Origin of the sequence: Aurantimonas litoralis, from assembly GCF_026153195.1 — a bacterium.
Lineage (GTDB): Bacteria > Pseudomonadota > Alphaproteobacteria > Rhizobiales > Rhizobiaceae > Aurantimonas > Aurantimonas coralicida.
Window position 1 is genome coordinate 48,565 of sequence record NZ_JAPFBM010000013.1, and the last position, 12,602, is coordinate 61,166.

The 12,602-nt window shown below is 68.1% G+C and carries 12 protein-coding genes; 3 read left to right on the top strand and 9 right to left on the bottom strand.

What is annotated here, in order from left to right:
• Nucleotides 1-185 precede the first annotated feature (185 nt).
• The 8 genes from N7I30_RS20140 to N7I30_RS20175 form a co-directional block, all read right to left on the bottom strand.
• Entirely contained in the window at nt 186-551 is a 366-nt protein-coding gene (locus N7I30_RS20140) for a DUF6481 family protein (RefSeq protein WP_228241586.1), read from the bottom strand.
• A gap of 217 nt (nt 552-768) precedes the next feature.
• Entirely contained in the window at nt 769-3,048 is a 2,280-nt protein-coding gene (locus tag N7I30_RS20145; protein WP_491373371.1) for an ASKHA domain-containing protein, read from the bottom strand.
• A gap of 25 nt (nt 3,049-3,073) precedes the next feature.
• Nucleotides 3,074-3,439, bottom strand: coding sequence for a hypothetical protein (locus N7I30_RS20150; RefSeq protein ID WP_024351369.1), 366 nt, complete (start codon nt 3,437-3,439; stop codon nt 3,074-3,076).
• A 132-nt stretch (nt 3,440-3,571) separates the two neighbouring features.
• Nucleotides 3,572-4,528, bottom strand: a complete 957-nt coding sequence (locus N7I30_RS20155; RefSeq protein WP_421462453.1) for a methyltetrahydrofolate cobalamin methyltransferase — start codon at nt 4,526-4,528, stop codon at nt 3,572-3,574.
• Between the two features lie 43 nt (nt 4,529-4,571).
• The gene (locus N7I30_RS20160; RefSeq protein WP_491391241.1) at nt 4,572-5,480 is read right to left on the bottom strand and encodes a methylenetetrahydrofolate reductase; all 909 of its coding nucleotides are present in this window, start codon (nt 5,478-5,480) and stop codon (nt 4,572-4,574) included.
• The gene (locus N7I30_RS20165; protein WP_491391242.1) at nt 5,477-5,782 is read right to left on the bottom strand and encodes a virulence factor; all 306 of its coding nucleotides are present in this window, start codon (nt 5,780-5,782) and stop codon (nt 5,477-5,479) included. The genes N7I30_RS20160 and N7I30_RS20165 overlap by 4 nt, the downstream gene beginning before the upstream one ends.
• Before the next feature lie 157 nt (nt 5,783-5,939).
• Complete coding sequence (locus N7I30_RS20170) at nt 5,940-6,584, bottom strand: exopolysaccharide biosynthesis protein (protein ID WP_024351365.1); 645 nt, start codon at nt 6,582-6,584, stop codon at nt 5,940-5,942.
• Nucleotides 6,585-6,846: 262 nt separating this feature from the next.
• Nucleotides 6,847-7,509, bottom strand: a complete 663-nt coding sequence (locus N7I30_RS20175) for a DUF1638 domain-containing protein (RefSeq protein ID WP_491373368.1) — start codon at nt 7,507-7,509, stop codon at nt 6,847-6,849.
• A 108-nt stretch (nt 7,510-7,617) separates the two neighbouring features.
• Here N7I30_RS20175 and N7I30_RS20180 point away from each other — a divergent pair, with 108 nt between their 5' ends.
• A complete protein-coding gene (locus tag N7I30_RS20180) occupies nt 7,618-7,764 on the top strand; it encodes an entericidin domain-containing protein (RefSeq protein WP_169513634.1) in 147 nt (48 codons plus the stop codon).
• 103 nt (nt 7,765-7,867) lie between these two features.
• Here the strand turns inward: N7I30_RS20180 and N7I30_RS20185 are convergent, their stop codons facing one another.
• Entirely contained in the window at nt 7,868-8,560 is a 693-nt protein-coding gene (locus tag N7I30_RS20185; RefSeq protein ID WP_187390596.1) for a corrinoid protein, read from the bottom strand.
• Between the two features lie 352 nt (nt 8,561-8,912).
• Here N7I30_RS20185 and N7I30_RS20190 point away from each other — a divergent pair, with 352 nt between their 5' ends.
• Both N7I30_RS20190 and N7I30_RS20195 read left to right on the top strand, forming a co-directional pair.
• Complete coding sequence (locus tag N7I30_RS20190) at nt 8,913-10,496, top strand: trimethylamine methyltransferase family protein (RefSeq protein ID WP_483213206.1); 1,584 nt, start codon at nt 8,913-8,915, stop codon at nt 10,494-10,496.
• Between the two features lie 269 nt (nt 10,497-10,765).
• The gene (locus tag N7I30_RS20195) at nt 10,766-12,325 is read left to right on the top strand and encodes an adenylate/guanylate cyclase domain-containing protein (RefSeq protein WP_029703385.1); all 1,560 of its coding nucleotides are present in this window, start codon (nt 10,766-10,768) and stop codon (nt 12,323-12,325) included.
• The last annotated feature ends 277 nt before the right edge of the window (nt 12,326-12,602 follow it).

Below are 12,602 nucleotides of genomic sequence, written 5' to 3' on the forward strand. Positions count from 1 at the left end.
TCGCTCGCGCCGGGCCGGGGCTTGTCGATCAGGCCGCCCGCATTTCCTGGACCCATACCGCCCGCTCCGCATCAAGGGCCATTCACGCATCGCGTGCGCGGCCCAAGGTGGAGTGGAATGACGGGTTTCGCAAGCCGGGAACGGCCGCCGATGTCAGACAGTCGGCGGCAATCGGCGGGTGCGAATTACTTCTTGCCCTTGCGCGCCTTGCGGGCGGCGTAGCGGGCGTCGCGCTCGGCCTTCTTGGCGGCCTCGTCGGCGACCATCTGCGCCAGCGGCCGGTTCTTCTCGGCCTTGCGGGCCTCTTCCTCGGCGAGCCGCTCGGCTTCCGCCTCGGCGTCGCGCTCGGCTTTCTCGCGGGCCTTCACCTCGTCCTCGGCGCGCTTCTTGGCGAGGCGCTCCTCACGGGCCGCTGCGATCTCCGCGCGTTCCTGCCGGGCCTTTTCGGCCTCGGGGCTGTCCAGCCGCTCCTTGGCCTTCTGCAGCAGCGCCATCTTGGCGTCGCGGGCCGCATTACGGCGTTCGGCGAAATCGGTATCCTTGGGCTTCAAATCATCACCAGTGGTCGTCGGTACGGCGCCGCGCAATGCCTGCGCGGATTTCGGGGTCGCCTGTCATCGCTATGGATGCTGTTGGATAGGCCTCCGAGCGTCCCGGCGCAACGGTTGGCGGGCAAAACTTCGGTCGTTTCTCGCCGATGCGGCGGAAATTCGCGGCCTGACGGGCCGAATCTGCAGCCGGTGTTGCAAAGCACCGCCGCGTTCGCGCTCACGCCTGGCGTTCGCGCGCCCGCGATCCGGCCCGGCGCCGGCGCCCGTCGCCGACGGGAGTACCGCCCGTGTCTGGGCGATTTGCAACGACACTGCCGTCCGCGCTGCGATTGGGCAGCGGCTGCACCCGGCAGAGCTCTGGGTACGCGTCGAGCTTGTTGGGAAACGCCATGGCGGCGACGAAATGGCGCTGGAAGTCGGGCTCCAGCGCGGTCTCGATCTTGGCGATGCGGGTGACCGTCGCCTCGATCTCGCGGCGATAGGCCCGGTTGAGCAGCGCCATGCGGGCGCCGGCGCCCGCCGCGTTGCCGATGGAGCCGCATTTGGCCAGGTCGCAATCGGGCACGAGGCCCAGGATCATCGCATAGCGCGGCTCGATGAAGGAGCCGAAGGCGCCGGCCAGCGCGATCCGGTCGATGCGGATCGGCGCCGTCGTCGCGGATGTCTCGGGCACGGGGAGGGGCGGCGGCAGAGGGACGGCCGGTTCGGTGGCCCGGCCGGACTGCGCGGCAAACAGCGCGTCGGCGAGGGCCGGGGCCTCGGCCGGGTCGAGGTCGAGCGGCAGATCGTCCGGCACTGCGGCGGGTGCGGGGGGCGGGGCCGGGACGGCCGGTGCAGGCGGAACCGCGAACCGGTCCATCAGCAGCTTGATGCCGGCATAGAGGGCCGCCTTGCCGAGCTGGATGGCGCGGATGTCGGTCTGAAGGACGCGGATCGTCTGGTCGGTCGTCTCGTGCAGCACATAGGCGAAGGTGCGGCCCTCCCGCACGATCCGCGGGGACCGTGCGGCGAGCGCGCCGTCGATGACGCCGTCCTCGGTGACGATCCCGGCGAGGAACATCTCGGCGATGACCTCAATGATGCCCGAGCCGCAGATGCCGGTGACGCCCACGGCTCGCGCGGCCTCGGCGAAGCCCGGCTTGTGCGACCATGTCTCGACGCCGATCACCTTGAAGCGCGGCTCCAGCGTGGCGGGATCGATCCGCACGCGCTCGATTGCGCCGGGCGCCGCCCGCTGGCCGCTGGAGATCTCGGCGCCCTCGAAGGCCGGGCCGGTGGGCGAGGAAGCGGCCAGCAGCCGGCTGCGGTTGCCGAGAACGATCTCGGCATTGGTGCCCACATCGACGATCAGCATGGTCTCGTCCTGGCGGTGCGGCCCTTCCGACAGGGTCACGGCGGCCGCATCCGCGCCGACATGGCCGGCAATGCAGGGCAGGAGATAGGCGCGCGCCGCCGGATGCAGGGTCAGGTCGAGATCGCTGGCCGGCACGGCCACGGCGCCCGAGACCGCCAGCGCGAAGGGCGCCTGGCCCAGCTCGGTCGGGTCGATGCCGAGAAACAGGTGGTGCATGATCGGATTGCCGACGAAGACGCAGTCCATGATGTCGGCGGTGGCGATGCGTGCCTCTGCCGCGACCTCTTCGATCAGCGCCTGGATCGCGGCGCGGACCGCCACGGTCATCTGCGGCCGGCCCTGCGGGTTCATCATCACGTAGGACACCCGGCTCATCAGATCCTCGCCGAAGCGGATCTGCGGATTGGGCGCCCCGGCCGAGGCGATGGTTGCGCCGGACAGCAGCGAGGAGAGATGCAGCGCGATGGTGGTCGAGCCGATGTCGACCGCAATGCCATAGGCCTCGTTCTTCAGGCCCGGATAGAGGCCCGTGAGGCGCGGACGCTCGTCGTCGCGGTCCAGCGCGATGGCGCAAGTCACCTTCCAGCCGCCACGGCGCAGGATCGCCTGCACCTCGGGCAGGATCGCCGGATCGACGATCGGCGCCGCCACGTCCCAGTCCCGTTCCAGCGCCGCGAAGATCCGGTCGAGATCGCCAAGCGGCGCATGCATGTCGGGCTCGGCCACCTCGACATAGAGCAGGCGGATGGCCGGATCGCGGGCAAAGTCGCGGGTGTCGACGGCCTTGCGCACGACGGCGGAATTGATGGCCATGCCGGTGGGCAGGTCGACAACGAGATCGCCTTGGATGGTCACCGAGCAGGACAGGCGACGGCCCGGCGGGAAGGGCCGCTTGGCGGCGTAGCGCGCTTCCTTGGCCGACCAGGCGGAGAGATGGTCGGCGGCCGAGACGATCTTGTGCTTGGCGAAGACGCCTTCGGCGATCTCGATCTGGCAGCGCCCGCAGATGCCGCGTCCGCCGCAGACGCTTTCCACATAGACCCCGAGCGTTCGCGCCGCCTCGATGACGGGCGTGCCGCGGGGAAAGCGGCCGCGCCGGCCGGACGGCATGAACAGGACGAGGGGATCGGCGCCGGTGGTCATCGGCGCGCCGTGTTCCGGCTGAGGCTTACTGGGCGAGACGCTTGCGGTTGGCGCGCACGCGCTGGGAATAGGGCTTCAGCCCGGCTGACAGGATCGTGTCGCCGTGGTTGCTGCCGCGGCCGGAGCCGGTCACCGTTGCCATGGCGAGAGAGGTCATCGCCTCGATGGTGGCGAGGTTCATCGCCACGATGGATTCGCCGGCCGCCTGCATCTTTTCGCTCAGCATGCGGGAGACTTCGTCTCGATCCTTGGCCTGCGGCGACGCGGCGGCCATCGAGAACTGGGTCAGGCGCGTGCCGATGACAAAGGGCGACATCAGCATCAGCGTCGTGAGTTCCGCCGCCGTCTTCGGTGCGTGGAAGAAGGACGCGGGGTTCGGGTTGCGGCTCATGCGGGGTGTTCCTTGTTCGGTAGTTGCTACCAAACGCGCCAGATGGCGAAATGGTCTCCCGATCCGTAGCTTTATTTCGCACCTGCAAAAAGCGCCGCAACGACACGATCCGCAGTTTAAACGGCCGGCCGGTCACGACGCCGCCCTCCGGCCTTCGCGCCCGCCACGCCGCCGCCCGCCTGCTCCGGTGGTAGGAGCGGCGACGGTCGCTGCAGACGCCCCGCCCGCCGGCGCTACGTCGCGATAGTGGCGGATCCACTCGCCGCAGGAGGGATCGTTGCCCATCAAAACGTTGGCGGCCCGCACCGCTTCCATTTCCTGCGGCCGGCAGGGATTCATGATGGCCGAGGTCATGCCGGCCGCAATGGCCATCGGCAGGAAGGCGGCGTTGACGGCGTGGCGGTGGGGCAGGCCGAAGGAGATGTTCGAGGCGCCGCAGGTGGTGTTCACCCCGAGTTCCTCGCGCAGCCGGCGCACCAGCGCGAAGACCTGCCGGCCGGCGGTGCCCATCGCGCCGATCGGCATGACCAGCGGATCGACGACGATGTCGGCGGCGCTGATGCCGTAATCGGCGGCATGGCGGACGATGCGCCTCGCCACCTCGAAGCGCACGTCCGGGTCTTCGGAGATGCCGGTCTCGTCGTTGGAGATGGCAACGACGGGCACGTCGTATTTCTTTACCAGCGGCAGGATCGCCTCGAGCTTTTCCACCTCGCCGGTGACCGAATTGACCAGCGGCCGTCCCTTGGCCACGGCCAGCGCGGCGCTCAGCGCCGGGGAGACGGAGGAATCGATCGAGATCGGCAGGTCGGTGAGGCTCTGGACGAGGCGGATGGTCTCGACCAGCAGCGGCGGTTCGGAGACGTTCGGGTCGACGGCGGTGACGCCGGCATTGACGTCGAGCATGGTGGCGCCGGCGGCGACCTGGGCGAGGACATCGCGCGTCACCGTTTCGAAATTGCCCGCGACCATCTCGGCGGCGAGGATCTTGCGACCGGTCGGATTGATGCGTTCGCCGATGACGCAGAAGGGCTGGTCGAAGCCGATCACGACCTCGCGGCTGGCGGATGCGACGATGGTGCGGGTCATGGCCGAAGCTCCGGTCGGTGAAGGCGTCGCGCGGTAAGCGGCGTCAGGCGTGCTGGCGGTCGCCCGCCGCGGTCTGGATCGCCGTCGCGTCCATCCAGGAGCCGCGGCCGTAGAGCCATTGCGCCGAGGCAGCGAGCCCGCCGAAGGGAAAGACGTGAAGCTGCCTGACCGGGGTATCTGTCGTCTCGGCCCAGTGCCGCTCGATCGGCCCGGCGACGGATTCGGGCGAATGGGACGTGGCAAGCGCGGTGAGGGCGCTCGGCCGCTTCTTCAGGACGGATACCGAATTGCCGATGCCGCAGAGGGCCGCGAAGCGGATCAGCGTCGCGATCTTGGCCGGGCCGGCGACACCGAGATGGATCGGCAGGTCGATGCCCGCCGCGCGGACGGACTCCGCCCAGTGCAGATAGACCGCCGCGTCGAAGCCGAACTGCGTGACGATCCGCAGCCTTGCATCGCTGCGCCGGGCGAAATCGCGTTTCAGCCGCAGCGCTTCCGAGGCGGTGGCGGCGGAGAAGTCGGGCGTGCCCTCCGGGTGGCCGGCGACGCCGATGTCGCGAAAGCTGTGGCGGTCGAGGATGCCCGTCGAGAGGACCTCCATGGTCGAGCTGTAGGGCCCGGCCGGTCGCGTCAGCCCGCCGCCGACCACCAGCACGTCGCTGGCGCCGCCTTCTTCGGCATAGGCCTGGACGCGATCGCGCAATTCGGCATGGCTGCGCATCCGGCGCGCCGGAATATGCGGCACCGGTTCGTAGCCGAGGTCGCGGACCCGCCGGACGGCACGGACGAAATCCTTCACCGCGTCGACGCCGACGTCGCAGAGATAGGTCTTCGTGCCGGGCGGAAAGAGCCCCGGCAGATCGCGCGATTCCAGCGCCTGGCGCGGGGCGATCTCGATGGAGGCGGGCATGGCCGTGCGGCCGGCATGCATGTCGTATCGGATCGGCTTCATGGTTCGCGCCCCTCGTTCGCGACGAGCGCCTTGAGACGATCGTCGTCGTAGCTCTGTTCGATATCGCGGGTCAGCCGTTCGGCTTCGGCTTCGGCTTCGAGGTCGCTCACCTCGGCCGGCGACGAGCCTCGTCGCCATTCGGCCAGATAGGCGTCGCTGTCCTTCGCACCGACGCGCATGGCGCAGCGGTCGATGGCCTCGATGAAGCGGGAAGGAAGTTCGCGGCGGGCGGATTTGCGACCCTGCCGCACCACGATCTGGGCGGGAATGTCACGCCAGTAGACGATCTGCAGTTCTGCCATCCGCCACCTCCGATGACCCCACTGTGGTCCGGCGGAAACGGTGCGGATATGCCGGGCGCGACGGGCCGCGATGCCGTTTGCGACATCGGGCGCGCGTGGCGCGGGGACAGGCGTCCTGATGCGGTCCGGCCACGGCGGCCGGTGTGGCGTGGGGCGGCTAGAACAGCCCCATTACGGCCAGGGCCGCGGCGCCGTAGACGCTGAGAAGGAAGATCGTCGAGGCGATGCCGACGAGGATCGAGGCGATCAGCCAGAGGCCGTCGCGCGCCGTGATGGCGATGCCGGCAATGGCGACGGAGACGCCCGGGAACATGTTGGTCAGCGGAAACGGAATGGCGATCAGGATCGACATGACGAAGCAGAACCAGCCGATGCCCGAAAGCAGCAGCCATTCGGGCTCGGGCCAGTAGCGGTGCCGGGCGAGCCGCTCGATCCGGCGCAGCATCGGTCCGATGCGGGTGACCACGCGTCCTAGCATCTCGGAGGTGATCCGGATCTTGCGGATGCGCTCGGGCAGCCACAGCCGATGCCGGCCGACCGCCAGCTGCAGCGTGAACAGCACCAGCGGCAGGCCGAGGAAGATCGATGCGCCGGGCGGCAGCGGCACCAGGTTCAGGCCGCCGAACAGGATGAAGAAGGCGCCGAAGGAGCGGGTGTCGAAGGCCTGGGAGAGCTCGCCGATCGTCGCGCCGGCACGGTTGCGGTGGGACAGGCCGCGCAGGATCGCTGAAATCCGCTTCTGCCGCTTGGCACCACGCCGCCGGAGCGATTGTCGGAGGCTGGAGAAAACGGCAGGTGACACGGAGGACGCTCTGGGAACGGGGACTTCGGAAAAGCTCATGATGCGGCCTGTTCCGTCGCGTGTGAGGAACGGTCCGCGAACGACGCTGCCGCCTGACCGGGCTTCGTCGATCCACTGTGCCCTTGAAGGCGTTAAATCGGGGTTTTCCCTGTAAAGATCAAGACGTGATCCCCGCGGGCCCTGCGAAGGTCGCAGGGGGGGCGACGCCGGGCCACCACCGTCCACGGGCGAGAACCGCGCAAACGGGCCGGCGGCAGGGGGCTCAGGCGGGGGCGTGTTCCGGCACGGGCGCGGCGGCAGCGATGATCGCATCGCTCAGGTCGCCGTAGCCGACAAAGCGGCGCTCGTAGCCAAGCCCCAGTTTCGCCGCGATCTCCCGGCCGCGCCGGTCGAGATCCGGGGCGTCGGTCTGCGCGAGATAGACGACGCGTTCGTAGTGCCCGAAGAGCATGCCGATCAGTTCGGGATGGCGGTCGAGCTTCATCGGGCGGGTGACGAAGGCGTCGAACTGGCGGGCGAGAAAGTCGGTCAGCCAGAAGGTCGTCATGTGCGCCTCCGCATCGGCGGCAAAGCGATCATTGCCGGCGAAGAACGCATAGCAATGCGGTCCGGCAATGCGTTCGACGCCGTGGCGCTCGCAGACCGCGTCGAGGAGACCGCCGGTGCCGCAATCGGCATAGGCAATGAAGATCCGCCCGGCGCCGTCTGCGCGGGCTGCCATGATGGCGCCCTCGACGGCGGGTGCGATCTTCTGCGGTGCGTTGTGCAGGTCGGCGGGCAGGCAGGTGACCGTGACATGCGCCAGCCCGTTGGCCGACAGGACGGCCAGAACCTCGTGGGCGATGGCGCCGCAGGCGATGACCGTGAGCGTTTCGGGGGCGGGCGCGGCCGACGTCTGCGGGTTGTTATGCGGCTGGGGATTCATTGCCCGGTGGCCTGACATTCACCACGCCGGTCAAAAACCCAAGCGCGGCGGGAACCAGCGGGGCACTGCACCGTTTTTCGGTCACATTTGCCAACCGGAGACCCCACAATGACCAAGCGCATCGCCATCGTGTCCACTCTTCTCGCCGGAGCCCTGGCGCTTTCGGCCTGCGCCAACACCGTGCGCGGCGTCGGCCGCGACGTGGGCAACACGGTGGATGCCACCGGCGCCGCCGTGAACGACGTCGCCCGGTAAACGCGCCCGTCAGCAGTTCGAGAAGGCGTGGTGACCAACGGTCGCCGCGCCTTTTGCGTATCTGGGATCCGGCGCGAAGCCGGACGAGCGGGCAGGGCCGGCGTCACAGCTGGTTGTGCCGCCGTTCCATCAGGTTCCGGGCTGTCTCCACCGTGACCGCCGCGTCGCGGCAATAGGCGTCGGCGCCGACTTGGTTGGCAAAATCCTCGTTCAGGGGCGCGCCGCCGACCAGCACGATGACATCGTCGCGAATGCCCTTCTGGACGAGCGTGTCGATGACGACCTTCATGTAGGGCATGGTCGTCGTCAGCAGCGCCGACATGCCGAGGAATTCCGGCTGGTGGTCCTCGATCGCCGCGAGATATTTGTCGACGTCGATATTGATGCCGAGATCGACGATCTCGAAGCCGGCGCCTTCCATCATCATGCCGACGAGATTCTTGCCGATGTCGTGGATGTCGCCCTTCACCGTGCCGATGACCATCTTGCCCTGCTTCGGCGCGCCGGTCTCGGCGAGCAGCGGCCGCAGGATGGCCATGCCGGCCTTCATCGCATTGGCCGACAGAAGCACCTCGGGCACGAACAGGATGCCGTCGCGAAAATCCTCGCCGACGATCTGCATGCCGCCGACCAGCGCCTTGGTCAGGACGTCGTAGGGCGTCCATCCGCGTTCGAGGAGGATCTGCGTTCCCTCCTCGATCTCCTCGCGCAGGCCGTCATAGAGGTCGTCCTTCATCTGGGCGACGAGATCGTCGTCCGACAGTTCGGCCAGAATGATGTCGTCGGCATCGGCCATGGCGCATTCCTTGTGGCGGGACGAACCCGGAACTGCCCCGAACGCGACTTTCAGCGACTGCGCCGCCTCGTCCGTCCGCAGCCCTCACTCTAGGGCAGCCGCAGCCGCGCAATCTCTTTGCTGCGACATCCGCCATTGCGAAAGCGACGTGCGCGACGCGGTGTGACACGGCGCGCAGGCGCCCGGCAGGGTCCGGCAGATGCGGACCCGCGCCGTCATTGTTCTCGGCGCGTCACCGGCCTTCGCAGGTAAGACGGCAACGGCCGGTGCTGCTCCTAGTATCGGTGACAGATCGTACGCCCGTGCGTGGCTGGAGCCGGCACGGGCCGCCGCTTTGGCCGGAGACCTGACGATGAGCGACGAAACCGGACATCTGAGCGAGATGCCGCGCACCGAAGGTGGCCGCCGCGGCCGCGGCACCGGCGGCGGGGCGACGGCCCGGCGCGCCGCCCGGGTCCAGAGCGCGTCCGGAACGAAGCTGAGCTACATCCGCCGCAACGTGCCGGAATACGAGCTCCTCGACGAGGCCGGCCTCGCGATCATCGAGGCGAATGCCGACACCATCCTCGAAGAGATCGGCATCGAGTTCCGCGACGACGCCGAGGCGCTGGAGATGTGGAAGGCGGCGGGGGCCGAGGTCTCGGGCGAGCGCGTCCGGTTTCCCAAGGGCCTGTGCCGCGAGCTTCTGAAGACGGCGCCTCGGACCTTCGTCCAGCATGCGCGCAATCCGGAGAACTCGGTCGAGATCGGCGGCAAGGCGACGGTCTTCGCCCCGGTTTACGGCCCGCCCTTCGTCCGCGATCTCGACGGCGTGCGGCGCTATGCGACCATCGAGGATTTCCGCAATATCGTGAAGCTCGCCTATCTGGCGCCGTCGCTGCATCATTCCGGCGGCACCGTCTGCGAGCCCGTCGACATCCCGGTCAACAAGCGGCATCTCGACATGCTGCTGGCCCACATGACTCTGTCGGACAAGCCGTTCATGGGTTCGGTGACGGCGCCGGAACGCGCCCGCGACACGGTGGAGATGTGCCGCATCCTGTTCGGCGAAAAGTTCGTCGACGAGAACTGCGTGGTCATTAACCTGATCAACGCCAATTCGCCGATGACCTTCGACGGCACCATGCTCGGCGCGCTGAAGGTCTATGCCCGCGCCAACCAGGCCTGCATCGTCACCCCCTTCATCCTCGCCGGCGCAATGAGCCCGGTCACGGTCGCCGGCACGCTGGCGCAGGTTTTGGCCGAAGCGCTGGCCGGCGCCGCCTTCACCCAGCTCTGCCGGCCCGGCGCGCCTGTGGTCTTCGGTACCTTCGCCTCGTCGATCTCGATGCAGTCCGGGGCGCCGACCTTCGGCACGCCCGAGCCGGCGCTGGTCTCCTACGGCGCGGCCCAGCTGGCGCGCCGCCTCGGCCTGCCGTTCCGCACCGGCGGGTCGCTCTGCGCCTCCAAGGTGCCCGATGCCCAGGCCGCCTATGAGAGCGCCAACACGCTGAACTCCACCATGCTGGCGGGCACCAATTTCGTCCTGCATGCGGCCGGCTGGCTGGAGGGCGGACTGGCCGTCTGCTTCGAGAAATTCGTGATGGATTGCGACCAGCTCGGCATGATGCAGGCCTTCTCGCGCGGCGTCGATCTGACGGAGAACGGGCAGGCCATGTCGGCGATCCGCGAGGTCGGTCCGGGTAGCCACTTCCTCGGCTGCCAGCATACCCAGGACAATTTCCAGACGGCGTTCTACCGCTCGGCCATCGCCGACAACAATTCCTTCGAGCAATGGTCCGCGGAAGGCGCGTTGCGCGCCGAGAGCCGCGCCGGCCAGCTCTGTCGCCGCTGGCTGGAGTCCTACGAGGCGCCGGCGCTCGATCCCGCCATCGCCGACGCGCTGACGGCGTTCGTGGCAAAGCGCAAGGCCGCCGAGGCGGACGCCTTCGCCTGAAAGGGAGAGGCGGACCCGGCCGCCCAGCCCGAAACCACCTCGGCGGCGAGGATCGCCCGGACGATCCACCGCGCGGTCTGGCGCGGCGGCGACAAGCGCTGACCGCTGAGGCGTACCGGACGGGCCCGGTACTGGCTGCGCGGCCGGGGCGTTTCCCCTCAGCTCGCGGCGCCCCGAAAAAATGACGCAAAGACATCTGCCGCGTTTTGTCGTTATATTTGTGCCACCCGTTCGAGGAGAGAACGATGGGCGCGATCTTCCGGTATCTGATGGCACGGCCGATCTACTTCGCCATCACGGTGGCGCTGGCGCTGGCGCTTCTGCCGGTGGCGGTCTGGATGGATCTGCGCCATCTCTCCGACACGGCGCTGAACGCCCAGGCGAACAGCCTGAATTCCATGATCACCGATATCCGCAGCTATTATGCGCGCAACGTCGTCGGCCGGGTACTGGCCAACCCCGAGGGCCGGACCATCGCCGCCCATAATTATCTGGAGGTACCAGGCGCGATCCCGATCCCGGCCACCCTGTCGCTGGAGCTGGGCGAGGTGATCGGCCGGCGCGGCGAGAATATCCGCTACCGCTTCGCCTCCGACCTAGTCTTCGCCAAGCGCGCGCCGCATGTCCTCGACGCCTTCGAGCGCGATGCGCTGCAGACCTTCCGGACCAAAGGCGCCGACCATCCGCTGATCACCCAGGTCAACGGCTCGCTGCTCGACCGCAACATCCGGCTGGCGGCGCCGGTGGTCATGGGGGAGGCCTGCGTCGCCTGCCACAACGCCCATCCCGAGAGCCCGAAGCGGGACTGGCAGGTCGGCGACATCCGCGGCATCCAGGAGGTTGAGATCGAGCAGCCGATCGCCGCCAATCTTCTCTCCTTCAAGTATCTCCTCGCCTATTTCGTCGGCGCCGGCCTGTTCGGCGTCTGCTTTGCCGCCCTGCAATGGCGCCAGGCCCGCACCTTCGGCCGTATGAACACCGAACTGGAAGAGGCGAATTCCTTCCTCGCCTCGGTCTCCATGAAGATTTCCAAATATCTGTCGCCGCAGGTCTATCGCAGCATTTTCAGCGGCGAGCGCGACGTCACCATCTCGACCGAGCGCAAGAAGCTGACGATCTTCTTCTCCGACATCAAGGATTTCACCGTCACCTCAGAGAGGCTGCAGCCGGAGGAGCTGACCCAGCTTCTGAACGAGTATTTCACCGAGATGTCGAAGATCGCGCAGGAGCACGGCGCCACGGTCGACAAGTTCATCGGCGACGCGATCCTCGCCTTCTTCGGCGATCCCGAAACGATGGGCCCGCGCGAGGACGCCAAGGCGTGCCTCGCCATGGCGATCGCCATGCAGCGGCGGATGGTCGAGCTCAACGCCGAATGGCGTCGCCGCGGCATCGAGAAGCCGTTCCAGGCCCGGATGGGCATCAATACCGGCTTCTGTAATGTCGGCAATTTCGGCAGCGCCGACCGCATGGACTACACGATCATCGGGGCCGAGGCGAACCTCGCCGCCCGGCTCGAGCAGATCGCCGAGCCCGGCGGCATCGTGATGAGCTACGAGACCTATGCCCATGTGGAGGACGACGTGCGGGCCCGGCCGCTGGCGCCGATCTCGCTGAAGGGCATCAGCCGCGAGGTGATCCCCTATGTGGTCGAGGGCATCCACGACGAGGCTACGGACGCGGCGCCCGGCGTGATCAATGAATATGCCGAGGGCGCCCGCATCTTCCTCGATCTCGAACGGCTGACCGAGGTCGAGCGGGACCGCCTGCACGCCGTCCTGACAGACGCCGTGGAAGCGCTGAAGCGCCGCCAGCCGCTGACATCCTGACCGGAGGGCTGCCCCTGCGGCATCGCACGCCCTCGGAGCGCGTCGGCTGGGCCGGATGCTCTCAGGCGACGGAGCCGCATCCCGCGACCGGGCGCGTGACCGCGGCCGGAGCCCAGCTTTCTGGAAACACGGAGGATTTCCCGCCGATCGGGACCGGATGACGGAGGCCAGGCCGAGCGCTGCGGCCTCGGCGGCAACACGCATGGCGCGAAAAGCGTTTGCCATCACCGAAATTGAACCTACCATAATCAATATTGATGGTTTGGCTCAGATCGTC

What these genes read in the sequence shown, in the direction of transcription:
- N7I30_RS20145 (WP_491373371.1), bottom strand. Translation starts at nt 3,048, where the DNA reads ATGACCACCGGCGCCGATCCCCTCGTCCTGTTCATGCCGTCCGGCCGG.
- N7I30_RS20150 (WP_024351369.1), bottom strand. Translation starts at nt 3,439, where the DNA reads ATGAGCCGCAACCCGAACCCCGCGTCCTTCTTCCACGCACCGAAGACG.
- N7I30_RS20155 (WP_421462453.1), bottom strand. Translation starts at nt 4,528, where the DNA reads ATGACCCGCACCATCGTCGCATCCGCCAGCCGCGAGGTCGTGATCGGC.
- N7I30_RS20160 (WP_491391241.1), bottom strand. Translation starts at nt 5,480, where the DNA reads ATGAAGCCGATCCGATACGACATGCATGCCGGCCGCACGGCCATGCCC.
- N7I30_RS20165 (WP_491391242.1), bottom strand. Translation starts at nt 5,782, where the DNA reads ATGGCAGAACTGCAGATCGTCTACTGGCGTGACATTCCCGCCCAGATC.
- N7I30_RS20175 (WP_491373368.1), bottom strand. Translation starts at nt 7,509, where the DNA reads ATGAATCCCCAGCCGCATAACAACCCGCAGACGTCGGCCGCGCCCGCC.
- N7I30_RS20180 (WP_169513634.1), top strand. Translation starts at nt 7,618, where the DNA reads ATGACCAAGCGCATCGCCATCGTGTCCACTCTTCTCGCCGGAGCCCTG.
- N7I30_RS20185 (WP_187390596.1), bottom strand. Translation starts at nt 8,560, where the DNA reads ATGGCCGATGCCGACGACATCATTCTGGCCGAACTGTCGGACGACGAT.
- N7I30_RS20190 (WP_483213206.1), top strand. Translation starts at nt 8,913, where the DNA reads ATGAGCGACGAAACCGGACATCTGAGCGAGATGCCGCGCACCGAAGGT.
- N7I30_RS20195 (WP_029703385.1), top strand. Translation starts at nt 10,766, where the DNA reads ATGGCACGGCCGATCTACTTCGCCATCACGGTGGCGCTGGCGCTGGCG.